The organism is Corynebacterium riegelii (genome assembly GCF_001263755.1).
Classification (GTDB): Bacteria; Actinomycetota; Actinomycetes; order Mycobacteriales; family Mycobacteriaceae; genus Corynebacterium; species Corynebacterium riegelii.
The window spans coordinates 1630763-1653918 of the sequence record NZ_CP012342.1 but is presented as its reverse complement, the minus strand read 5'-3'; the positions used below and the strand labels follow the sequence as shown (position 1 = coordinate 1653918).

The following is a 23156-nucleotide window of genomic DNA, read 5'->3' as shown; positions in this document are numbered from 1 at the left end:
ACGGTACCGGAGGTGTGGATGCTTCGGGGTAGCCTACAAACCATGGTTTCGGTGAGGCCCACGGTCAAAGTGCTTAAGATTCTGTATTCGGGCGACAAACTGCCCGAATACACGGCCGCTGCGTATAACGATGCAAAACGAGCATCTGAACCGGAAGTTAAGATCGAGTATCTTCGTCAAGCCGTAGAGCATGCTCAAGCAGAGGTTACGCTGGTGACCTACATCCAAGCGAGGTTTGACCAGGGTATTTTCGAGCGTCTTCGAAGCGTTGACCACCGAGTTTTTGAGTCACGAGACGCGGAGGGCGCCGCATGGAGGGGCGCGGTAGTTCATGATGGCGGTGATACAGCTTGGCTAGTCCACGCTGATACGCATGATCATTTTCTTGCGCAAGCAAACAAGGTGCTTGGTGCGATGAAGCGGGACGGAACCTTGGGGCCAGCGGCATTAGATCTTCGAATTTTGGGAATGCAGGAGCGGCTGGATCGTGAGCGTGAATATGGCCGCTGTGCGATGGAGTCCACACTGGGTGCACTGAAAGATGCAACGGTTTCCCTCAAGCCGGTGAAACTCCAGGTTGGCGCTTTGTCTGTTGTCGTTGATGTGGAGACAGTCCCTTTTCAGGATTGGGAAGTAGATACCGCTCAAGATGAGGTTGAGATTGTATCTCTCCGTCTCGAAAACTGGCAGAAAAACTACCAAGAGTTACAGGCCTACTTGCGGTCGGTATTTTGTCTTTTTCAGACTGACGAGGAATCGGCTGAAACATTCGCTGATTTGGAGTTTGTGGTCCAGATTGCTCTTTCGCGTGCGGAACTTATTGCCTTGCTTGACATTCCGCAACAAGACCAACCGGTGGCATTGCGTAAGGTGACAGCGCCGCAATACTTGCATTACTCCACCAAGGGGGCGTTGGCGGAGGCCTTTATTACGGGCAAAGCCATCCGTGCAGTGTGTGGAAAGTGGTGGGTTCCAATTGGGGACGAACAAACCCATGCGCACCTCCCCATCTGTCCGGAGTGTGAACGTGGGGAACCGGTAGCGCAGGCTCTGCAGTCGTATCTACGGAAAACTACAGATCGTTGAGGTCGTTGATCTCGGAATCTGAGAAGGGGTGCGCTGCTGGAACCTCTGGGGTCTGAGGGGTGCCGTGCAGTGCATCTGCGAGAATCTCTGCACCAGCTTCTCGGGCCTGCATGAAAGCCGTGAGATCGGACACGCGAATGCGCTTGTGAGAACCAACCATGTGGAACGGCAGGTAACCATCGCGCATGAACTTGAGCAGGTGCGGGCGGCTCATCTTGAGAAGCTTGGCGGCTTCGTTGGGAGATAGTTCTGCATCGTCCGCAAGAACATTGACGGACTGGCCCTCCTCTAGCGCAAGGAGGATTGAGCGCAGCACCAAAGCGAGATTGGACCCAGTGTTTTCCTGGATAAAGTCACGAAGGCGCTCAGCGTCAGCATCGGTAAACTCAGTGCTTTTCAGCTGGCCAAGTACGGCGTTCGACATTGTCCCTCCAGTGCATGCAGTCACGTATCTGTATTAACTGTAACAACTGTAGCAAGTGTAAACCTTGTCGAGCTTGGAGGCAAACGCTACCCAGCGGCAACGGTGATGGTTTTGGCAAACCTGTCGTAGTCATCACGAATGCGCTGCAGTGGTTCCACGACCGCGCTCTGTGAGGCTGCCGCGACTTCCTTTGTCAGCGCTTGCCTGGTCTTGCGTTTCACGCGCGCGCCGATGATGCCGCCAAACACCGTGGTCAATAGCCCGATCAGGATGCCGGTGAGGAGACCTGCGAGGATGAGCAGGGTGGGGATTGGCCAGCCCTCAACCTCTGGGACAAGGTCGCCACCAAGGAGCGGCGTGAGCACACCCGGCACGAACGCCACCACCAGGTACCAAATCACTCCCACCAGCGCGGCGAGCAGGGCAAGCCACTGGAATGCGGCGAGTACGTTCCAGCTTTTCGACGGTTGCGCGGGCAGCTTTGTCCGCGCCGCCGCTTGGTCCAGCTCCGAGGGCAGGTTCTGGGAGATCTCCTCCGTGCGGTCCGCGATGGCGCTTGCCCAGGCGTTGGGCACGTCGCGCGCGGCGGCCGCGGAGTAATCGCGCAGGCCCTTGTTGGCCACGGCCTTCGACGCCGCATCCAGCTCCGGCAGGGAGGTGCGGTGCACGCCCACCGTGTCCGACTCTTCACGCAAACCCAGCCGCTTCAACGGGTCCGGCCTGAAGCGGGAAATCCAGCTGGTCAGCAGCCACCCGGTGCGCTGGTGGAGGCGCTTGCGGTAAGCAGCCGCGGTGGTCTCCGCGATGCGCTGGGCGCCTGCGGCCTGCGCCAGGGTTGCGTCCAGAGCTTGCTTCGCTTGCTTATCGACGCCACCGGCAACCTTCGCGGGCACCCACTTCCCAGTCGCCGCCTGAATATCTGCCGCGATGCGCGCAGATTGAGCGTTGTGCGCCTTGGCTACCTTCGCGATTGCCGCTTTGAGGTCCTCAATTCCTTCCCCGGTGCGGGCTGCGGTGGTGATGACGGTGGTGTTCGTGAGGCCGTCGGCAAGCAAAAGCTCCTTGTAGGAATTGGCGACGGTTCCGCGGTCATTCGGGTGCAGCAGATCGGCCTTGTTTAAGACGGCGAGGGTGACCTCCGCGTGGGCGGCGTGCGGGCGGATGAACTGGTCATGGATCACGCTGTCGGCGTACTTCTCCGGGTCAGAAACCCACACCAGTACGTCCACCTGGCCGGCGAGACGTTCTGCGATCGCACGGTTGGAGGCCTCCACCGAGTCGAAATCCGGCAGGTCAAGCAGGATCAACGGGCCGGCACCAGGGGCGAAATCGCCCTTGCGCTCGCGGCGATCCTCAACGCCGAGCCAGTCAAGCAGCTCCTCGGAATTCTCCGGGTGCCAGATCGCGGCCAGGGGAGAGGACGTGGTGGGGCGGCGCGCGGCGGCCTTGCCCAGGTCCTCGCCAACCACGGCGTTGAACAGGCTGGTCTTGCCGGAACCGGTGGCGCCGAAAAATCCCACCACGGTGTGCTCGGCGGAAAGCGCGCGGCGCTCAGAGCCCGCCTTCGCTACCTGCTTGAGGCGCTGCACCTCATCTGTGGGGAGGTAGGGTGCGGCGATGTCGGCGGCCTCGTTGAGCGCGGTCAGGCGGTCACCGAGCGAGGCTTTACGTTGGAAAATGCCCATTACTCTGCGCTCCCATCGTTGCGAGACTGCGGGCTGAACGTGCCGCGAAGCTGGTCAAACAGCCCGCGGAGTGTGCCGGCCTGGAAGCTTTCGTTGACGTCTTCTGTTGTGGCTGGCAGCGCGGGTGTGTTCGCTTGGGTTGGGGCCGGTGCAAGCGTGCCGGGGAAGCGCTGATCAATAGCAGTGCGAGCTTCTGCTGCGGCGTTGCGGATGGATTCTGCCGAGGCCCCCTCAAACAGCGGGTCCGTCAGCACGTGGTAGCGCTCGCGCTCCGCGCGCAGCAGGTGGTCCAGGCGCTGGTCCAGGTCGCGGCGGGCATCCGCAGCCATCCTGCGCACCGTGTCTTCGCCGAAGATAGTCTCCAGCAGCTTCTGGCCTACCACGGCAGAGCCGCCGGCGATGCCGATCTCCGCGCCGGTCAGCCCTGCCGTGGTGGAAAAGACCACCAACATCAGCGCAACGGTTAGCATGTTCAAGCCAAGCGACATCACGCGGGCGCGCTGACGCTTCTCGCCAGCGGTGTTCTGGATGCGCTCCAGAATGCCGGACTGCCACTCGCGGATCAGCTTCGCCGCCTGCTCATTGATGTCCTGGCTTGCGCGCGCAAGCGCCGGATCTGCGTTCTCACGCAACTGCGGGGCCATCACGCCGATGCGGGACCAGGAGCGGGAGGAGGCGGTATCGGCGGCGTCCACAATCACAGCGTGCAGGCCGGACTCCAGCTCAGTTTCCACCTCACGCAAAGGTGCAGGCTGGCCGGAGAAGAAGCTACCCACCTTATCAACGGTCTGGGAGAACCAACGCTCAAAACCACGGAACACATCGGAGGTGCCCACCACGTCCTGCCAGCGGTCCATTACCTCGGAGCGGAGCATCTGGCCGTCCGACGTAGCGTCGATAATATGCCGGTGCGCGTCCTTATATATATCGAAGATGGTTGCATCCAGCTGGTTAGCAAAGTCTTCACGACGCTGCCTTGTCACCACCGCCGCATCCACCTTCGCCAACGCCCCCTCAACAGCGCCCGCAACCGTCTTGCCGGCAACCGCCCGCCGGGCTGCCGTATCTTGTGCAAGCTCGTGCAGGTAGGTGTTCAGCGGGGCGACCAGCTCTGCGGGCAGAAACTCGTCTGTGGCTTGGGTTTCCTGGTTGTTGCCAAGGTCGACCACGAACGGGACCGTGAACACCGTGGCATCTTCAAGCCCCGCCTCAGCCATCATGCGGCGAAGATCCTGCGGCACGGTCTCGGCAGAGGCTTCGTCGAGACGGTTGAGCACCACCACGACCTCGATGCCGCGCGCGGCCGCGTCGTGCAGGAAATTCCACACCAGCTGATCCGCGTAGCGCGCCGGAGTGGTGACAAAGATCCACAGGTCCGCAGCCGCCAAGAGTTGAGTGGCCAGGGCGCGGTTGCGGTCATCGATTGAGTCGAAATCCGGGGCGTCTAGAAGCGAAAGGCCCTGCGGAAGGTTCGGGGTTTCCACAATGCGCAATGTGGTGGACTGCTCATTGCCCGCGCCGTGGGAGCGGGTCAGGCCAGGCAAGACGCGCGGGGAGTTAAACCACTCAGCATCGCCCGGATTCGCCACCAACACCGGCTGGCGTGTGGTCGGGCGGATCACGCCCGGGTTGGAAACGCGCTCACGCAAAAGCGCGTTGACCAGCGTGGACTTGCCGGATCCGGTGGAGCCGCCAATGACGGCAAGCAACGGGGCATCCAGGTTGGTCAGGCGGGGCAGGATGTAATCGTCAAACTGATTCACCACTGCGTGCGCTTCAGCGGCCGCCTCATCGGGCAGCGTCGTGGCGGCCAGCGCGTTGCGCAGGCGAGTGACCGCATCAATCGGGTCAAGCATGGGGGTATTCACCCGACCCATTGTTGCAGACGGCGGGAAGCCAGTCGTGGGGAACTAGTCTTTGTACTCCGTCTTGGTCAGGTTGAGCCAGCCATAGATGCCGCCCATGATGAGGCCACCGCCGATGAAGTTTCCAATCCAGACAATGGTCCAGTGCCGCAGCACGTTGTCCAATGTGTATCCGGGGATGGCAGACGGGCCAAACTCGAAACCGGTCAGAGAGGTCAGCACAAAGTTGGCAATCGAGTGCTCATAACTCATGGCTGCGAAAGCCGGGATGATCACGATCACGCCAAGCAGTTTGGCCGTGAAATCCTTCCCCGCCTGGGCTGAGAGCATAAACGCAATGTTGACCACGATATTGGCCAAGATCGCCTCGATGAAGAGTTTGCCGCTCGGTTTTTCAAGTTTGGACACCATCAGCTGATAAATGAAGCTGTCCGTGGTCACAGCCTCACCGATCGTTGTTGTGGCAATCATGGAGGTAACCAGCACCCCGCCAATCAGGTTGAAGAGGGTGACAAAGCATACGAGGGCGAACCCCTTGCGCAGCGTGTTTTTTCTGTGTACTGCCCCGTAAGTCATAAACATCATGTCGCCGGTGGCTAGCTCGCCCTGGAGTACCACGATGATGTAGAGGGTGGATGCAAAGATCGAGGCGAAGGCATACCGCCCCATGCCGGGCGCGAGCGATTCAATCGTGGTCGCGGTGTTTGCCGCGAATGCCGTCATAATGCCCAGAAACACGCCAGCAAGCATGGCCCTCGTAGCGAAGCGGGCCGGCTCCTGGGTAAACAAGTCGAGCTTCTTCTCGATGGACTGCGGTGCTGACACGTGGAAACTCATCGAAGCTAATCTACAAGAGTTTCGTGCCCAGGCGTGCCTAGGCGGGATTGTCCAGCTCCGCCCTCGAACCCGCGATTTGGGGAAATAGGGCAGGACGTGGTTGAATACACCAGTTGTCTATTGCTGGTCGGATCCGTCCGAGACCCTTCGGCCAGACTGCGTTCTCCTCGTGTGCGAGGGACGAGCGCACGAGGTTCGTCGATAAGCAACAGGCTCCAAAAAGCATTGACCACGTGCGTACAGGACGGAAATCTGGCGCACATTGACCCAGGTCAGGAGACCAATAGTGATTCAGCAAGAATCGCGCCTGAAGGTCGCCGACAACACGGGTGCACGCGAAATCCTGTGCATCCGCGTACTCGGCGGATCTGTCAAGCGCTTCGCCGGCATCGGCGACACGATCGTCGCCACCGTGAAGGAAGCAGCCCCTGGCGGCAACGTCAAGGAAGGCGAAGTTGTGCGCGCCGTAGTCGTGCGTGCAAAGAAGGAAACCCGTCGCCCGGACGGCTCCTACATCTCCTTCGATGAAAACGCAGCAGTTCTGATCAAGAACGACACCGAGCCCCGCGGTACCCGTATCTTCGGCCCGGTGGCACGTGAGCTGCGCGACAAGAAGTTCATGAAGATTGTTTCTCTCGCTCCGGAGGTGATCTAACCCATGAAGATCAAGAAGGGCGATATGGTGCAGGTCATCGCCGGCAAGGACAAGGGTGCACAAGGCAAGGTCATTGAGGCCTACCCGCAGCGCGACAAGGTCCTTGTTGAGGGTGTCAACCGCATCAAGAAGCACGTGGCAAACTCCTACAACGAGCGCGGCGCAGAGTCCGGCGGCGTTGTTACCCAGGAGGCCCCGATTCACATTTCCAACGTGATGCTGCTCGACTCTGACGGCAAGCCGACCCGCGTTGGCTACCGCTTCGACGAGAACGGCGCCAAGGTCCGCGTGGCCAAGTCGAACGGGAAGGACATCTAGCATGAGCGAGAACTACACTCCGCGTCTGAAGACCCGCTACCAGGACGAGATCCGCACCAAGCTGAATGATGAGTTCTCCTACGAGAACGTCATGCAGATCCCGGGCCTGACCAAGATCGTGGTCAACATGGGTGTCGGTGACGCTGCACGTGACTCCAAGGTCATCAACGGCGCACTCGAGGACCTGACCGCAATCACCGGCCAGAAGCCGCAGCTGCGTCGCGCAAAGAAGTCCATCGCGAACTTCAAGCTCCGTGAAGGCATGCCGATCGGCGCAAAGGTCACCCTGCGCGGCGACCGTATGTGGGAGTTCCTGGACCGTCTGCTGACCGTGGCTCTGCCGCGTATTCGTGACTTCCGTGGCCTGAATGACAAGCAGTTCGACGGCAACGGTAACTACACCTTCGGCCTGTCCGAGCAGACCATGTTCTACGAGATCGACATTGACAAGATCGATCGCACCCGCGGCATGGACATCACTGTGGTGACCACCGCAACGAACGACGACGAAGGCCGCGCACTGCTGCGCTACCTCGGCTTCCCGTTCGTGGACAAGGATGGCAAGATGCAGCAGGCATAAGCCTGTCGCATGCTTTCCTTATAGCTTTGAGCCCCTCTGTTGAGGGGCTTTTTGCTTGCCGACGCTCGTGGCGTAGTTTACGATCACGGCTAGATTGTTGCCCCCGTCACCTTTAGAAGGTTGCTTATGTCTTTCTTTTCCCGCAGCGCAATCATCGCGCCAAAGGAGTTTAACCGCTGGCTGATCCCGCCGGCAGCGCTGGCTATCCACCTGTCCATTGGCCAGGTCTACGCCTTCTCCGTGTTCAAGCGTCCGATGATGGAGCACTTCACCGTGGGTGAGGTTGCCGTTGGTTGGATCTTCTCCCTTGCCATTTTGATGCTCGGTATTTCTTCCGCCCTGTTTGGCACGTGGGTTGAGCGAGTCGGACCGCGCGCGTCCATGGCAGTCTCTGGCGCCTTGTGGGTGGTTGGCTTCTTCGTGGCCACCATCGGCATTATGACGGGCCAGCTCTGGCTTGTTTATGTGGGCTACGGATTCATTGGCGGTATCGGCTTGGGCATTGGCTATATCTCCCCGGTGTCCACGCTGATGAAGTGGTTCCCGGACCGTCCGGGCCTGGCAACGGGCCTTGCCATCATGGGCTTCGGCGGTGGCGCGCTGATTGCGTCGCCGGTGTCCAACCGCATGATGGAGTTCTTCGGCGGCGGCGCCGAGGTTGCTAACCGCGCAGCCGGCCTGCAGCCGACGTTTTTGACCCTGGCCATTCTCTACCTGGTGGTTATCGCCCTGGGTGCGTACGCGATCCGCCTGCCGCACCCGGACTGGACCCCGGCTGGCTTCGACCCGTCGAAGGTAAAGAAGTCCCCGCTGAAGACCGCGGGCAACGTCTCTGCTGCTAACGCAATCAAGACCCCGCAGTTCTGGTGCCTGTGGGTGATCCTGTTCTGCAACATCACCGCAGGCATTGGCATCCTGGAAAACGCTGCGCCGATGATCCAGGACTTCTTCCCAGCAATCACCGCGGGCGCTGCAGCTGGCTTCGTGGGTCTGCTTTCCCTGACCAACATGGGTGGCCGCTTCGTGTGGTCCACGCTGTCTGACATCATTGGCCGCAAGAACATCTACATGGTGTACCTGGGCCTGGGCCTGCTGCTGTATCTGGCACTGGCTACGGCAGGCGCAGCCAACCTGGCCATCTTCGTGATTTGTGCGCTGATCATCCTGTCCTTCTACGGCGGTGGCTTTGCAACGATCCCGGCGTACCTGCGCGACCTCTTCGGCGTCTACCAGGTCGGCGCTATCCATGGCCGCCTGCTCACTGCATGGTCCGCAGCGGGTGTGGCTGGCCCGCTGATCGTGAACATGGTTGTGGAGTCCCAGGCCGCTCGCGGCAACGAGGGCCCGGAACTGTACAAGCTGTCCCTGTTCATCATGTGTGGCCTGCTGGCTGTTGGTTTGATTGCAAACCTGCTTGTTCGCCCGGTTGCTGAGCGCTGGATGGAGGATCCGGAAGTGGTCAAGGCTAAGGCTGACGCTGACCGCCAGTCCGTTCTGGATGCGGAGACCGAGGCAGAGCGCGACGGTCACGCTAACGGTTACTCCGGTGGCGTCCACGCAACGGTGTCCATGGTGCTCGCGCTGTTCATTGGTGCGTCCCTGCTTTACGGCCTGTGGGAGACCATTGTGAAGGCGTCTGGCATGTTCATTGGCTAGGTAGCTTCTTCTGAGCGGTCCGCACGTTGGTGTGGGCCGCTTTTTCTTTGCTTTTAGATGTAACGAGAGTGGTCTGATGGGGCTGGTGGGGTTGTGTTTCGGTGCCTAAATGTGATGTTGGTCACAGTAGTTTTGATGGCGACCTGCGGCTTTGATAGTTTCTGGCCGAAAAATGGGGTTTGTGTGTGTGATCCGTCTTTAAGGTACTAAGCACAGTTCTTAACGACGCTTACAACGCACCAGCAAGAGTTCCGGAAAGGGGGCGAACATGGCATCAGAATTGACGCGTTTGGTAGAAACGCTCGGCGCTGCGATGCTGCAGATCCGCGACATGTTCGCCGATCCGGACCAGGTACAGTTTGTGGACGTGCACGAGGACATGGAGCGCCTCGAAGGGTTCATTGCGGCCAAGGGTTTGATTGATGCCTCGTTTGCTGCGATCTGTGAGCGTGATGAGGCCGGGCGCCTGGTTGGCGCAAAGCATGCCACTGCGTATTTGAAGGAGCGCCTCGGCTGCAGCCCGAAGGACGCGTACGACCGCCTCGCCAGGGCCCGGGATCTGTTTGGGGAGCCAGTGTTGCCGGAGGAGGATCTCTTCGGTGGCGCTGGTGCTGGCGCTGGTGCTGATGCTGGTGCTGATGCTGGTGCTGAGGCTGAGGCGCAGCGCAAGGCTCGCGAGGCTGAGCAGGAGCGGCAGCGCCAGGAAGAGCGTGAGCGCGCACGCAAGGCGCAGAAGGAGGCGCGTCGGCGCGCGGAGAAGATCAACGCCGCCAAACAGGAGGCGATTCGCCAGGAGCTCGACGAGCTTGTGAAAGAGGCGCTCGGGGAGCGACTGCGCCTGCTCAATGATGCGTTGCGTGAGGCCGATTCCCGCGACGTCGTGGACCTGCGTCGCTTGGTCCGCGGGTGGGTTGATCGTGAGAACCGTCGTGCGCGCCGTGGCGGGCTGAACCCCAACGTGGGCATGGAGCACCGCGCCGTCACGTTTGGCCGGCAGCGCTCGGACGGTAACTATGACGTCCGCATGGTCCTGCCCGCAAGCGACATGGCGCTGTTCAAGGCCTACCTGGACCGAGGGTTGGCACCCAACTCGAATCTGCCGGAAGAGGTGGAGGACTACAGGACGCCGACGCAGCGTCGATACGACCAGTTCTCCCGGATGCTCAGGCACGTGGAACACTGCGACAAGCCTGCCACTGACCGTGGTTGCGCCTCAGTTGTGGTGTCGGTGACGCTTGACCAGCTTGCAAACGCTGACGCGCACACCACGTTCCACACCAACACCGGCATCGAGCTTTCGGCCTTCGACCTAGTTCGGCTGGGCATGGGTGGCACCCCGGACTTTGTCCTTACTATCGACGCCGCAACGTCCATCCCCCTAAACCTCTACCGCACCCACCGCACGGCATCGATTGAACAACGCATCACGCTGCTTGCTATTCACGGGGTGTGTGCCTGGGCGGGATGCAATGTGCCGCTGAGCGAAAGCGAAGCGCACCACATCACGTCCTGGATCAGGGGCGGAAACACCGACATAGGCAACCTAGCACCGCTGTGTAGACACCATCACCGGCGCAACAATGACCACCAAGACAACCGTTACAACACCAGTCACGTGGAATCAGAACCTGGAACCGGCAGGGTTGGGTTGCGGCGAGACGCTGGTAGTGCGCTTGAGTTCAACACCTCAGTCGGGGCGGAGCAGGCTTCCGCAGCCAAGCTTCGGCGAAAGTACCGTGCCCGAAGCGACGTAAGTGGCAGTGACAGTGGCAGTGGCAGTGGTGATTCGGGTGACGCTGCAGAACCACCCGGCTCACCAGGATTTAGGGGTGAGGAACAGGACTACGCCAGCTCGCCGGCGTAGAGATTGAAACGGTCACCGCGGGTGAACCCGGCAAGCGCCATGTTTGCCTCGCGCGCGAGTTCAACCGCTAGCGACGAAGCTGCAGAGACCGCCACCAAGGCAGGAAAGCCCGCCATGGCTGCCTTCTGCACGAGTTCGAAGGAGGCGCGTGAGCTCATGACAAGGATGAGGTTGTGGGCCGGGAGGGCGTCGTTAAGCAGCAAGTGCCCAATGACCTTATCGGCGGCGTTGTGGCGGCCGATGTCCTCGCGCACCACGATCGGGTTGCCCTCAAGATCGAAGGCACCTGCCGCATGGATGCCGCCGGTTTTGCGGAACTGCTGCTGGTGCTCAGCCAGGCGATCGGGCAGTGACATGACCAGCTCCGGGTCTAGTTTGATCGGCTGAATCGGTGCGTGCGTGCGGTGAAGAAGCTCCGAAATGGACTGGGTGCCGCACACCCCGCAGGCGCTGGTGGTGGGCGTCAGGCGGATGAAGTCCGGGGTCAGCGGCTTCGCGCTTGGCGCAAGGTCAATGTCGAGCAGGTTGTAGGTGTTCGTGCCCTCCGGGTTTTGTGAGCCGGCGCAGTAGCGTGCCGTGATCACATCCTCGGCGCGCTTAATCAGGCCCTCCGCGTACAGCCATCCGTGGGCGAGCTCAATGTCGTGGCCGGGGGTGCGCATGGTGGTGTTGATGGTCTCCCCACCTGCGCGAAGCTCCAGCGGTTCCTCGACTGTCACGGTGTCGGCGCGGGTGTCGGTGACAAACCCGCCTTCCGGCTTGCGGGTGACCTTGGTAACTGCGAAGCGGTGATTAATCCTGCTCATAGGCTATTTCTTGTAGTTGTCCACCATGGTTTCGACGCGCTCGATGAGGGAGCGAATCTCCTGCGCATCCGCACCCTTGGCGCCAGCTGCCAGGCCGACGATGAACGCCGTAGTCGGTGCCGCGGGGCGCGAAGGCCCGTTGTGAGCCACCGCGGCGGTCAGATCCAAAATGTCGCCGACAAGCTCTTGGACCAGTTGCGGGTTGGCGCCCAGCTCCTCAGCAACGTTGTGCAGCCAAACGTGGGTGGTGTGAAGCGATTCCTTTTCAGCCATGCGACCGACTCTAGACCCGTTTTCTCCCCCCGCAAGCCTCGACCGAGCCGACCAGCGCGAATGCTGGTTATCCACAGGGAAGGCCGGGCGGTATCCACAGGCTGTGCGCTTGGGCCCTTGGCCGTGTGGGGGCCGCCCTATATAACTAAAGCCACTGCGGCGAAACCGCAGCTGACAAAACACATAAAAGAGGGGGTAACCATGCAAAACATTGACAAGATCAAGGACAAGGTGCAGAAGCTGCTGAACCAGGCGGCAGACAGGGAGGGGACGCCGGAGGGGGATTCGTTCTACGCCAAAGCGTTTCGGCTCATGGCCACCTACGGCTTTGATGAGCGCGACTTGACGTCGCCCGATGAAGGGGACGAGGTGATCCACAAAATCTTCGTCATCTCTGGGCCGTACAGTGACATGCAGGCGCGCCTGCTGCTGGCCATCTCGGGGGCGCTGCACTGCGTCGGGTTCATGAGGTCAGTTCCCAACTCCACGCGTGCGGAAAACGTGACTGTCTTTGGTCTCAAGCGCCACATCGAGCGCGTTGGCATGCTCTATAGCCTGTTGGTGCCGGTGATGTTCGCCGGCGCGAAACGGCTCACCTCGCAGGAGGTCCGCGGCTCTGTCGTGGTGCGCCGCCGCTCGTTCATGACCGGCTTTGCAACAAAAATTGGGGAGCGCCTCGCTGAGGCGGAAGATACGGTGGCTGCCAAGGATGGGGGCTATGGGCTTGTGCTTATGGACGACCACCTGGCCGCCGAAGCCGCCCGCGATAGCTATGCCGAGGAGCATGGTTTGGTCTTTGGCAGCGGCCGCCGCACCCGCACTTATGACGCCAACGCTTACTATCGGGGGATGGATGCGGGCGCCTTGACCGACCTTGGGCAAACCCGTGTGCAGTCCCGCCCGGCGCTGCCGTTCTAGTTAGCTTTCAACTACTGCGAACAGCGGCTGGTGGGATTTGGTTTTGGGGGTCGGTGTCGGGTAAGTTGTTCCGACGGACTTATGTCCGGAAAGATTTTTGCACATCCAACTTTGTTGCAGGCCCCCCGCCGAAATGCGGACCGCGTGCAAGGGTGGCGGCGAGCGCCTCACGTTATTGAGCGTGGGGAGCGTCAAGTAGCCCCCGACAGATCACGCGGAAAACGCGATCACGCTTGCGTGGTCAGGTGGGTTAGGGAACCGCAACGAGAAAGGGAACCGGTCTCTTATGACCATGACTGATCCGATCGCGGACATGCTGTCCCGCGTGCGCAACGCCGCACATGCTCAGCATGACACCGTGGCTATGCCGTCCTCCAAGATCAAGGCAAGCATTGCTGAGATCTTGAAGCAGGAAGGCTACATCGAAGACTACAAGGTTGAGGATGAGAAGGTTGGCAAGAAGCTGACCCTTAACCTCAAGTACGGCCCGACCCGTGAGGCTGCCATCGCTGGCCTGCGTCGCGTGTCCAAGCCGGGTCTGCGCGTGTACGCAAAGTCCAACGACCTGCCGCAGGTGCTCGGTGGCCTGGGCGTGGCTATCATCTCCACGTCCCACGGTCTGCTGACTGACCGCCAGGCACAAGAGAAGGGTGTAGGCGGGGAAGTCCTCGCTTACGTCTGGTAAAGGGAGGTTGGAAGACTTATGTCGCGTGTAGGTAAAGAACCCATCGCTATCCCGAACGGCGTTGAGGCGAAGATTGACGGTCAGGCTGTTGAGGTGAAGGGCCCGAAGGGCACCCTGAGCCTGGAGCTGCCGGAGCCGATCACCGCTTCCGTCGAGGACAATCAGATTGTGGTATCACGTCCGGATGACCACCGCACCAACCGTGCTCTGCACGGTCTGTCCCGCTCCCTGGTGAACAACCTGGTTGTTGGCGTGACCGAGGGCTACAAGATCAACATGGAGATCTTTGGCGTTGGCTACCGTGTGCAGCAGAAGGGTAAGGACCTTGAGTTCTCCCTCGGCTACTCGCACCCGATCCTGATCGAGGCTCCGGAAGGCGTCTCCTTCGCAGTGGACGGCAACACCAAGTTCTCCATCGAGGGCATTGACAAGCAGCAGGTTGGCCAGATCGCGGCGAACATCCGTCGCCTTCGCAAGGATGATCCTTACAAGGGTAAGGGCATCCGCTACGAGGGTGAGCAGGTCCGTCGCAAGGTCGGAAAGACGGGTAAGTAATCATGAGCAATACTGCAGAGAACACCAAGCGCACCCCGGTGGGCAAGGACATCTCGTCCCGCCGCCGCGAGGCCCGCGCACGTCGCCACTACCGCATCCGCAAGACCCTGCGTGGCACCCCGGAGACCCCGCGTCTCGTTGTGCACCGCTCGTCTCGCCACATCCACGTCCAGGTCATCGACGACCTTGCGGGCCACACCCTGGCTTCCGCATCCTCCATCGAGGCGGACGTGCGCAACCTGGAGGGCGACAAGAAGGACAAGGCTGCCAAGGTTGGCCAGCTCATCGCTGAGCGCGCCAAGGCTGCGGGCATCGAGACCATCGTCTTCGACCGTGGCGGCTACAAGTACCACGGCCGCGTTGCGGCTCTGGCTGAAGCAGCTCGTGAAGGTGGTCTGAAGTTCTAATGATCACTGCAATCATCACCATCAACGGAAGGATCGCGTAATGGCCGAACGTGAACGGCGTGACGGCGGGCGCTCCGCCGACAACCAGAACAACAACCGCGGAGAGCGTGGTGGCCGCGGCCGCCGCGATGACCGCCGCAACCAGAACGATGATCGCGACAAGTACATTGAGCGCGTCATCACCATCAACCGTGTGGCTAAGACCGTTAAGGGTGGCCGCAACATGTCCTTCACCGCGCTCGTGGTTGTAGGCGACGGCCAGGGCATGGTCGGCGTCGGCTACGGCAAGGCGAAGGAAGTTCCGGCTGCAATCCAGAAGGGTGCTGAGGAGGCTCGTAAGAACTTCTTCCGCGTCCCGATGATTGGCGGCACCATCCCGCACCCGGTCCAGGCAGAAGAAGCTGCCGGCATCGTGATGCTGCGCCCGGCTGCTCCGGGTACCGGTGTCATCGCCGGTGGCGCTGTCCGCCCGGTGCTGGAGTGCGCTGGTGTCCAGGACATCCTGGCGAAGTCCCTTGGTTCCGACAACGCTTTGAACGTTGTCCAGGCAACCGTTGCAGGCCTGAAGCAGCTCGTGCGCCCTGAAGAGGTTGCAGCGAAGCGCGGCAAGTCTGTCGAGGACGTCGCTCCGGCCCGTATGCTGCGCGCTCGCGCAGGTCAGGAGGCGTAAGAGCAATGGCACTGAAGATTACGTTGCACCACGGCAAGGTGGGCGAGAAGCCGGTTACCCGCAAGAACCTGGAGGCTCTGGGTCTGCGCAAGATCGGCCAGTCTGTTGTTAAGAAGGACAACGCTGCAACCCGCGGCCAGATCCTGAAGGTGCGCCACCTGGTCACCGTCGAAGAAGTAGCAGGGGAGTAGATAGCACATGGCTGACATCATTAAACTCCATGATCTGCGCCCGGCAAAGGGTGCAAACAAGCCGAAGCAGCGCGTCGGCCGTGGTGAAGCTGGCAAGGGCGGCAAGACCGCCGGCCGCGGCACCAAGGGCACGAAGGCACGCAACCAGGTTTCTGCAGCGTTTGAGGGTGGCCAGATGCCGCTTCACATGCGTCTGCCGAAGCTGAAGGGCTTCAAGAACCCGAACCGTGTCGAGTTCCAGGTTGTCAACGTTGCTGACCTGGCTAAGGCATTCCCGGAGGGCGGCCAGATCGCCATTGCAGACATCGTTGCTGCTGGCCTGGTTCGCGCGAAGGAGCCGGTGAAGGTTCTGGGCAACGGCGACATCAACGTCAAGTTGGACGTCACCGCAACCAAGTTCTCCAAGTCTGCGGTTGAGAAGATCGAGGCTGCTGGCGGCTCCGCCACCACCGAAGACTTCCGCCCGCGCTCCGCGGAGAAGAAGGCTGACTAATCTAGACAGATCTAGCTAGCCTCTAGACATGAGCTCTAGACATAAGCCCGGCGGCTGAAGCAATTGCTTTAGCTGGCCGGGCTTTTTTGCTACTAAATTTTGCTACTTACCTTCGCCGCTTAACCCACTTAACCCCGAAAAACTATGCCACTGCGGCGCGCAGCACGCCCCGCGTAAGCCCAGGCAGCGCCCGGTACACGGCGGTGCGTGCGTGCTCTGCAACCCCGGCAACCACCTGCTCAGCAAAGCGGGCGGGATGCTCCACGGCAAAGTGGCGCAGCAGCGCTACCAGGCGTTCACGCTCGCGTACGCTGGAAGCCGCAGCAACAAGGGCCGCAATGTGCGCGACGCAGCGCAGTTCGAACCCAATGTGGTCAGGTGGCAGGTTGCCCAGCTCGCCGGTGCTCGAACCAGGCTGGAACCCGACCGTTGCATAGAAGGCTTCGACTTCCGACGCCGCCCCGTCCAACACCAGCCCATCCAGCGAAAAGTATGGCGACTCGTATGGCTGCGCGAGTGGCGCACCTGTGCCGATAAACAGATACAGGTGGTCGCGCTGTAGCGCCTCAACCGTGTCTGGTGAGACGGCTGCTTGCTCAAGCAGCGCTAGCGCTTCGAGGGAATCTGGGTCCTGCAAGGGCCAATCCCGAAGCAAATCCGGGTTGGTGAGTGCGGTGAGCATCTCTGGGGAGGGCTCATCAAGAAACAGCTGGCCAACAATATCGGCTGCGATGCTTAGGCGCTGGAAGCGTTCCGCGTCATTTTCCAAATCATCATTAGTTATATCCAAATGCAGACCCACGCTAAATCCCCACCCTGTCCATCGCGCCGTAGAACATGAAGCGTCCGGCCAGCTCGGCCACCACCACGAGAACGTAGGCGAGGATGATCCAGAACAGCGCCGATGCGGTGGGCCTGCCCCGTGTGCCGCTGAAGGCCAGCAGCAGGCCGACGATGAAGGCGCCGATCAGCAACAGCGCGATACGGATCACGAACGCGGTGGTGTTGAACTCAAACTCGGCGGGGTTCGGGCCCTCGGGGCGCGAGTAGTTAAACACCATCACTAGGAAGATCAGCGGAACAACGACAACAAGTGCGATGCCGATCCAGCGCAGGCAGTCGTCGATAAGCCGCCAGACCTCGTCTTTTTGCTCTTGCGTCTGGTCCTCGTTTCGGGCCGACGGTATCAGCCGCTTGATCAGCTCCGAATCTTCGAGCCAGTTGTAGGAAATCAACGCCACCGCGATCGCGAGCAACCCAGTGACGGCGCCCGAGAGGTAGAACGCCGCTGGCGTTGTCCAGTGATCCCATGCCGGCACGGTCGGCAGCATGTACAGCCGGGCCATGGTGGCGATGAAGATAAGGCCGACGAGGGCTGTGAGGACGGCGAGGGTGCGTCGTAAAGCAAGGGAGCCCACGTCGAAGAACTGGCACGCCGCGAACAGGAAACCGAGCAATGCGAACACGCTGCCCGCTACTAGCTCCTGCGTGAGACCCGAGGAGCCGATGTTACGTACCACGTTCAGTGCGTTCATCGGGTTGCCAAGGTGGAAAAACGCCAGGCAGAAGCCCGCGATCATGATCGGGCCAATCGCGTAGAGCGCCGGAACGCAGATCCTGTCGATAGCGTTGCGCGAATACTTCGCATCGCCAACAACGGTGATCACGCCGAGCACCACAAACGCGCCGACAGCCATCTGGCCGAAGGTGGTGAAGAAGGTCAACGGCCATTCGTGCATGTTCATCGCGCTATACCTCCGTGTGGTTGGCAATCTCGCCGGCGTCGTAGGCATCCCACCGCTTCGCGTCCTTGTGCGGCGTGATGGTTAGGCGCGGCCTGGTCAGCTCGGGGTTGGGAAGGGGAGCGATGTCGGCGGCGTCGCCGTGCTCAGCGCGCAGCTGGTCAATCGGGCCCCAATCAAGCGCACGCGAAGGGCAAGCCGCGACACACGCGGGGTCCTTGCCTTCGGAGCGGTAGTCGGCGCACAGGTCGCACTTGGTCATCACGCCCTTCTCCACGTTGAACTGCGGCGCGGAGTAGGGGCAGGCCCACTCGCAGTAGCGGCAGCCCACACACTTCTTTGGGTCCACGGCAACCACGCCGTCCTCGCCCACGTGCATGGCAGTGGTGGGGCATACCTGGGTGCAGATCGGGTTGTCGCAGTGGTTGCAGGACACCGAGGTGTAATAGGTAAACGTGTTGGTGCTTATGGTGCCGTCGGTGCTGTTTGTGGTCCAGTCTCCGCCGGAGTACTCCACCACGCGCCGCCAGTTCACGCCGATCGGGGTGTCGTGCTTGTCCTTACACGCGATCTGGCACGCCTTGCACCCGTTGCACAGGCTTTGGTCAAAGTAGAAACCGAGGCGCTGATTCAGCCTGTCTTTGGCTGAGTCCGTGGCTAGGTCTTGGGCTCTGTCAGACATTGTGAAACAATTCCTTTTCTCTAGCGGGGGCGCTTAGGCCTTCTCCACCTGGCAGATCGCGGTGTGTTGCGCGTTGCCCTTGGCAAGTGGGGAGGGGTGCCAGCTGGTCAGGGTGTTTACGGATGCGCCGATGTCAACGCCGCCGTCTTGCGGGTTGAACCACGATCCTTGCGGCACCGAGATGACTCCGGGCGCGATGCGCGGCGTGACACGGGCAATCGAGCGGATGCGGCCGCGGTCGTTGTAGGCGTAGACGTTGTCGTCGTTGCGAATGCCGCGTGCTTGCGCGTCGATGGGGTTGATCCAGAGGATTTGCGGGTGGGCGTCGTCACGCAGCCAGTCCACGTTGGCGTAGGAGGAGTGGGTGCGGCCCTTGGTGTGGTGGCCGATCACCTGCAGCGGGTACGTGTCGCTTGCGGCGGCAGCCTCCGCACCCTCCCACGTTTCCACGTACTCCGGAAGGGCGGTGAGCTTGTCGCCAACCACGGCGGCGTCGAACTCCCACACCTTGGCCATCTCGTGCAGCTCGGAGGAAAAGATCTCGATCTTGCCACTTGGGGTTTCCAGTGGGTGGGCTTCCGGGTCCTTGCGGAAGTCCTCCAAGGCAATCACCGATTTTCCTTCACGACGCCACACGCCACGCTCCTTGAGCTCCTCATACGAAGGCAGCTCCGGGATCTCTTTACGGGACTGATCTAGCGTGTAGCGCACCCATTCCTCCTGGGTGCGGCCCTCGGTGAACTTGTCTTTCACGCCGAAGCGGTCGGCGAGGTCCGCAACCACGTCATAGATCGGGCGGCAGTTATACAGCGGGTCGATGGCCTGGGAGGCGAGGATGGTGTACTCCAGGTTGCCGGCCGAGCCCTGCTGGATCAAGTCGGTCTGCTCCGCCGTCGAGCAGTCGGGTAGCACGTAGTCTGCGTAGCGGGCGGACACGGTCATCTGAATGTCGCTGACCACGATCAGCTCCGCTTTCGTATCATCCCGAAGCAGCTCGATGGTGCGGTTGACGTCTCCGTGCTGGTTGGTGTTGGTGTTGCCCGCGTAGCTCCAGATCATCTTGATCGGTACGTCGAGCTTGTCTTTGCCGCGCACGCCGTCTTTGGTGGCGGTCATTTCCGCACCGTGGTCCACCGCCTGCGTCCACATCGCCACGGAGATCGCAGTTTCCACGGGGTTTTCGTACTGGGTGTTGAACGGGTACGTCATGGGCAGCGAGGCGGAGCCTTCGCGCGCGCCGGTGCCGCCACCCGGAATGCCAATCTGCCCCAGCATCGCCGCCAGCGTGAATACGGCGCGGGCTTGGTTCTCGCCGTTGGCGTGGCGCTGTGGGCCCCAGCCCTGAGTGATCGCGGTCGGCTTGGCGGCTGCCATCTCGCGGGCGAGCTGTCGGATCTTCTGCGCGGGCACGCCACACACTCGGGCTGCCCACTCGGGAGTCTTCTCTATGCCATCGGGGCCCTTGCCCTCGATGTAGGAGCGGTACGATGCATGTGCTGGTGCGCCTTCGGGCATGTGTGCTTCGTCGAAGCCAACGCAGTACTTGTCAAGGAACTCCTGATCATGCAGGCTTTCCTGGATCAGCACGTGGGCGATACCCGCGATGAACGCTGCGTCCGTGCCGGGACGGATGGGGACCCATTCATCACCAAGCCCCACGGCGGTTTCGGAATAGCGCGGGTCAACAACAATGGTTTTCACGCCGTGCTTGCGTTTGATCTGTTGGGTGACAAAGGTCTCACCACCACCCGACATGCGCGTTTCAAGCGGGTTGTTGCCAAACATGACCTGCAGCTTGGAATTCTTCACGTCATCCAAAGAGTTGGACGTGACCCAGGAGCCGTAGTGGTACGGGTAGGCGGCAGTGATCTGGGCGGTGGAGTAGTCGGCATAGTGGTTCAGGTAGCCGCCGATCAGGTTCATGAAGCGGGCAAACGGGGTTTCCACAGGAGGCCAGGACCGGGCAATGGTGGCGCCGATCGTGCCGGTGCCGTAGGCAAGGTAGATCGACTCGTTGCCGTATTGCGCAAGCAGGCCTTTCATCTTGTCTGCAATCTCATCTAAGGCCTGCTCCCAGGAGATTTCGACCCACTCGCCGTCGCCGCGTTTGGTGCCCGGCTTGCGCTTCAGCGGGGTCTTTAAGCGGTCTGGGTTATAGATGCGGTGGCGGATGGAGCGGCCGCGGACGCAGGCGCGGATTTGCTGGGAGCCGATCTCATCATCGCCAGCGTCGTCGGCGTGGACTCGGGTGACCGTGCCGTCTTCAACCTGGAGGCGAAGCGGGCAGCGGGATCCGCAGTTGACGGTGCAGGCGGACCAGAACACCCCAGACGCGCCGGCAGCCCCTGTCGCCTCGGCTGCCTGGGTGGCGCCGATGCCTGGCATGCCCTGGAAGAAGCTGCCGGTTGCGGCGGCGACAGTGGCTGCGCCACCGGCCAGTGCTGACCATTGAAGGAAGTTTCTGCGGGTGATGTCGCGGGTTTGTGGTTGTGGGGCAGTGGCTGGCGAATCCATTGCTGGTGAATCCATCGTGGTCCCTTCGGTGTCCTAATAGCCCTCTCGACAGAAGGCGTAAATAGGTGCGGTGGATCTAATAGTTAAGTGTTGCCAATATATTATATGGTATGACCTGTAGGTGTGGGCTAGTTTTCCGCATGTGTGGCGCAGTTAACTCATGGGGCTGGAGTGTCGGGCGTGGGTGGGAGGGAACTTAGTAATTAGGGGCCGAGCTGCTAGAGTGGTGGGGTCCAATATGTACGGGTGGGCCTTGGCTTGCGTTTCGGCAGGTGATTCGGCCCATTTGGAATACTGTCCATATTCTCTTGCTGCTTAAGGTGGCGGGAGCCAGGAGGCTTTGTGTCCGCTATTGCTCAGGCGTTTAAAGATCCTGATCTGCGTAAAAAGATCTTGATCACGCTTGCCCTGATGTTTCTGTACCGTCTCGGTGCGCAGATCCCCACCCCGGGTGTTGATTACGCACTGATTAATCAGCGTCTGCAGGACATCTCGCAGGGTGACCAAGCGTCGATGTTCTCTATCATCGGCTTGTTCTCTGGCGGTGCGCTGCTGCAGCTGTCTATCTTCGCCATCGGCATCATGCCGTACATCACGGCGTCTATTATCGTGCAGCTGCTGACCGTGGTTATTCCGAAGTTCGAGGAACTGAAGAAGGAAGGCCAGGCCGGCCAGGCGAAGATGACGCAGTACACGCGCTACCTCACCGTGGCGCTTGCGCTGCTGCAGTCTGCGGGCATCGTGGCGCTTGCGGATCGTGAGCAGCTTCTGGGTAGCGGCATCCCCGTGCTGGTGGAGGATCGCACCGCTTGGACCCTGATCATGATGATCATCGTCATGACCGCGGGTGCCGTGCTGATCATGTGGCTCGGTGAGATCATCACTGAGAAGGGCGTGGGCAACGGTATGTCGCTGCTCATCTTCGCCGGCATCGCCACTCGTATTCCGATCGAGGGCGTGACCATTTGGGAGCAGTCCGGCCCGCTGACCTTCTTCCTGGTTCTCGGCGCCATGATCCTGCTGGTTGTTGGCATCATCTTCATCGAGCAGGGCCAGCGCCGCATCCCGGTCCAGTACGCAAAGCGTATGGTGGGCCGCCGCCAGTACGGCGGGTCGTCAACCTACCTGCCGCTGAAGGTGAACCAGGCCGGCGTTATCCCGGTGATCTTTGCCTCCTCGCTGATGTACGTGCCGGTGCTGCTGACCCAGATTGTCACCATGAACCAGACGGCACAGCCGGATAACTGGTGGATGAACAACGTCATGTCGTGGCTGCAGAACCCCGGTTCCTGGCAGTACATCATCACCTACGTTGTACTGATCATCTTCTTCGCGTACTTCTACGTGTCCATCCAGTATGACCCGGTTGAGCAGGCTGAAAACATGAAGAAGTACGGCGGCTTTATCCCGGGTATCCGCCCGGGCCGTGCAACCGCGCAGTACCTCGGCTTTGTTATGAATCGCCTGCTGTTCGTCGGCGCGATCTACCTTGCGGGCATCGCTGTGCTTCCGAACCTTGCTATGGATGCCGGCGTGGCTGGCTCCGGTTCGGGTGGCATGGCTGGCTTCGGCGGCACCGCAATCCTTATTATGGTGTCCGTGGCATTGACCACGGTTAAGCAAATTGAATCCCAGCTTCTGCAATCTAACTACGAAGGACTTCTGCGATAATGCGTCTCGTTCTCCTCGGCCCTCCCGGTGCTGGCAAGGGCACCCAGGCAGCCATCCTGTCCGAAAAGCTCGGCGTCCCGCACATCTCCACGGGTGACCTGTTCCGCGCCAACATTGGTGAGGGCACCCCGCTGGGTGTTGAGGCCAAGAGCTACATCGACGCCGGCAAGCTTGTGCCGACGGATGTCACCGCACGCATGGTGGAGGACCGCCTGAGCCAGGACGATGCCAAGGACGGCTTCCTGCTCGATGGGTTCCCACGCACGGTGGAGCAGGCCGACATCCTCACCGACCTGCTGGCTAAGAAGGGCGAGAAGCTCGACGGTGTACTCAACTTCGTTGTTGATGAGGACGTGGTGGTTGAGCGCATGCTGGCCCGCGGCCGCGCCGACGACAATGAGGAGACCATCCGCACCCGCCTCGGCGTCTACCGTGATGAGACCTCCCCGCTGATTGATCACTACGACGAGGACATCATCTCCATCGACGCAGTCGGCGATGTGGACGAAATCAACGCCCGCGCAATGCAGGCGCTGGGCAAGTAGCCCGACAGCGTTATACAAGGCCGGTGGTTTCACC

25 protein-coding genes are annotated in these 23156 nt (G+C 60.9%); 15 read left to right on the top strand and 10 right to left on the bottom strand.

The features are described from left to right. The first annotated feature begins 42 nt into the window (after positions 1-42). Positions 43-1086, top strand: coding sequence for a DUF3039 domain-containing protein (locus AK829_RS08000; RefSeq protein WP_180950512.1), 1044 nt, complete (start codon positions 43-45; stop codon positions 1084-1086). On the opposite strand, the gene AK829_RS07995 is transcribed toward AK829_RS08000, so the two are convergent. The 4 genes from AK829_RS07995 to AK829_RS07980 form a co-directional block, all read right to left on the bottom strand. After that, positions 1073-1510 (bottom strand): excisionase family DNA-binding protein, encoded by a 438-nt coding sequence (locus AK829_RS07995; RefSeq protein WP_052205381.1) that lies wholly within the window; start codon positions 1508-1510, stop codon positions 1073-1075. The two genes, AK829_RS08000 and AK829_RS07995, sit on opposite strands and share 14 nt — an antisense overlap. An 86-nt stretch (positions 1511-1596) precedes the next feature. Then, on the bottom strand, positions 1597-3195 hold the full coding sequence (locus AK829_RS07990) for a GTPase (RefSeq protein WP_232305706.1): 1599 nt from the start codon (positions 3193-3195) through the stop codon (positions 1597-1599). Then, positions 3195-5072 (bottom strand): GTPase, encoded by a 1878-nt coding sequence (locus AK829_RS07985; protein WP_408606254.1) that lies wholly within the window; start codon positions 5070-5072, stop codon positions 3195-3197. The genes AK829_RS07990 and AK829_RS07985 overlap by 1 nt, the downstream gene beginning before the upstream one ends. 33 nt (positions 5073-5105) lie before the next feature. Continuing rightward, positions 5106-5897: a formate/nitrite transporter family protein gene (locus AK829_RS07980; RefSeq protein ID WP_052205379.1), complete on the bottom strand. Its 792-nt coding sequence runs from the start codon at positions 5895-5897 to the stop codon at positions 5106-5108. Positions 5898-6183: 286 nt separating this feature from the next. Between AK829_RS07980 and rplN the strand changes: the two genes are divergently transcribed. From rplN to AK829_RS07955, 5 genes are all read left to right on the top strand, one after another. Further along, positions 6184-6552, top strand: a complete 369-nt coding sequence (gene rplN / locus AK829_RS07975; RefSeq protein WP_052205378.1) for a 50S ribosomal protein L14 — start codon at positions 6184-6186, stop codon at positions 6550-6552. Positions 6553-6555: 3 nt separating this feature from the next. Continuing rightward, positions 6556-6870: a 50S ribosomal protein L24 gene (rplX, locus tag AK829_RS07970; protein WP_052205377.1), complete on the top strand. Its 315-nt coding sequence runs from the start codon at positions 6556-6558 to the stop codon at positions 6868-6870. A 1-nt stretch (position 6871) separates the two neighbouring features. Beyond that, positions 6872-7450 (top strand): 50S ribosomal protein L5, encoded by a 579-nt coding sequence (gene rplE / locus AK829_RS07965; protein ID WP_052205376.1) that lies wholly within the window; start codon positions 6872-6874, stop codon positions 7448-7450. A 126-nt stretch (positions 7451-7576) separates the two neighbouring features. Beyond that, complete coding sequence (locus AK829_RS07960) at positions 7577-9106, top strand: L-lactate MFS transporter (protein ID WP_052205375.1); 1530 nt, start codon at positions 7577-7579, stop codon at positions 9104-9106. 268 nt (positions 9107-9374) lie between these two features. Next, positions 9375-10970, top strand: coding sequence for an HNH endonuclease signature motif containing protein (locus AK829_RS07955; RefSeq protein WP_052205374.1), 1596 nt, complete (start codon positions 9375-9377; stop codon positions 10968-10970). Here the strand turns inward: AK829_RS07955 and fdhD are convergent. Both fdhD and AK829_RS07945 read right to left on the bottom strand, forming a co-directional pair. Further along, complete coding sequence (gene fdhD, locus AK829_RS07950) at positions 10949-11776, bottom strand: formate dehydrogenase accessory sulfurtransferase FdhD (protein WP_052205373.1); 828 nt, start codon at positions 11774-11776, stop codon at positions 10949-10951. The two genes, AK829_RS07955 and fdhD, sit on opposite strands and share 22 nt — an antisense overlap. Positions 11777-11779: 3 nt before the next feature. Continuing rightward, entirely contained in the window at positions 11780-12049 is a 270-nt protein-coding gene (locus tag AK829_RS07945) for a DUF6457 domain-containing protein (RefSeq protein ID WP_052205372.1), read from the bottom strand. 201 nt (positions 12050-12250) lie between these two features. On the opposite strand from AK829_RS07945, the gene AK829_RS07940 reads away from it, so the two are divergent. The 7 genes from AK829_RS07940 (at position 12251) to rplO (ending at position 15968) form a co-directional block, all read left to right on the top strand. Next, on the top strand, positions 12251-12967 hold the full coding sequence (locus AK829_RS07940; protein ID WP_052205371.1) for a DUF2786 domain-containing protein: 717 nt from the start codon (positions 12251-12253) through the stop codon (positions 12965-12967). A 286-nt stretch (positions 12968-13253) separates the two neighbouring features. Next, positions 13254-13652 carry a 30S ribosomal protein S8 gene (gene rpsH / locus AK829_RS07935; RefSeq protein WP_052205370.1) on the top strand — a complete coding sequence of 133 codons (399 nt, stop codon included), beginning with the start codon at positions 13254-13256 and terminating at the stop codon, positions 13650-13652. Between the two features lie 18 nt (positions 13653-13670). Then, on the top strand, positions 13671-14207 hold the full coding sequence (rplF, locus tag AK829_RS07930) for a 50S ribosomal protein L6 (RefSeq protein ID WP_052205369.1): 537 nt from the start codon (positions 13671-13673) through the stop codon (positions 14205-14207). A gap of 2 nt (positions 14208-14209) precedes the next feature. Beyond that, positions 14210-14614 (top strand): 50S ribosomal protein L18, encoded by a 405-nt coding sequence (rplR, locus tag AK829_RS07925; protein ID WP_052205368.1) that lies wholly within the window; start codon positions 14210-14212, stop codon positions 14612-14614. Between the two features lie 40 nt (positions 14615-14654). Then, positions 14655-15284 carry a 30S ribosomal protein S5 gene (gene rpsE, locus AK829_RS07920; protein ID WP_052205367.1) on the top strand — a complete coding sequence of 210 codons (630 nt, stop codon included), beginning with the start codon at positions 14655-14657 and terminating at the stop codon, positions 15282-15284. A gap of 5 nt (positions 15285-15289) precedes the next feature. Then, positions 15290-15475, top strand: a complete 186-nt coding sequence (rpmD, locus tag AK829_RS07915) for a 50S ribosomal protein L30 (protein ID WP_019249595.1) — start codon at positions 15290-15292, stop codon at positions 15473-15475. Positions 15476-15482: 7 nt separating this feature from the next. Further along, entirely contained in the window at positions 15483-15968 is a 486-nt protein-coding gene (rplO, locus tag AK829_RS07910) for a 50S ribosomal protein L15 (protein WP_052205366.1), read from the top strand. A 142-nt stretch (positions 15969-16110) separates the two neighbouring features. Here rplO and AK829_RS07905 read toward each other — a convergent pair whose 3' ends face one another. Genes AK829_RS07905 through AK829_RS07890 form a run of 4 tightly spaced genes read right to left on the bottom strand, consistent with a single transcriptional unit; the run spans position 16111 to position 20921 of the window. Beyond that, on the bottom strand, positions 16111-16770 hold the full coding sequence (locus tag AK829_RS07905) for a TorD/DmsD family molecular chaperone (protein WP_052205365.1): 660 nt from the start codon (positions 16768-16770) through the stop codon (positions 16111-16113). Position 16771: 1 nt separating this feature from the next. After that, entirely contained in the window at positions 16772-17713 is a 942-nt protein-coding gene (locus tag AK829_RS07900; RefSeq protein WP_052205364.1) for a dimethyl sulfoxide reductase anchor subunit family protein, read from the bottom strand. A 4-nt stretch (positions 17714-17717) separates the two neighbouring features. Further along, on the bottom strand, positions 17718-18392 hold the full coding sequence (locus AK829_RS07895; RefSeq protein ID WP_052205363.1) for a DMSO/selenate family reductase complex B subunit: 675 nt from the start codon (positions 18390-18392) through the stop codon (positions 17718-17720). A 33-nt stretch (positions 18393-18425) separates the two neighbouring features. Beyond that, the gene (locus AK829_RS07890; RefSeq protein WP_083439798.1) at positions 18426-20921 is read right to left on the bottom strand and encodes a DMSO/selenate family reductase complex A subunit; all 2496 of its coding nucleotides are present in this window, start codon (positions 20919-20921) and stop codon (positions 18426-18428) included. Between the two features lie 327 nt (positions 20922-21248). Here AK829_RS07890 and secY point away from each other — a divergent pair, with 327 nt between their 5' ends. Both secY and AK829_RS07880 read left to right on the top strand, forming a co-directional pair. Further along, the gene (gene secY / locus AK829_RS07885; RefSeq protein ID WP_052205361.1) at positions 21249-22577 is read left to right on the top strand and encodes a preprotein translocase subunit SecY; all 1329 of its coding nucleotides are present in this window, start codon (positions 21249-21251) and stop codon (positions 22575-22577) included. Then, entirely contained in the window at positions 22577-23122 is a 546-nt protein-coding gene (locus AK829_RS07880) for an adenylate kinase (RefSeq protein ID WP_052205360.1), read from the top strand. Before secY ends, AK829_RS07880 begins: the two co-directional genes overlap by 1 nt. Positions 23123-23156 lie beyond the last annotated feature (34 nt).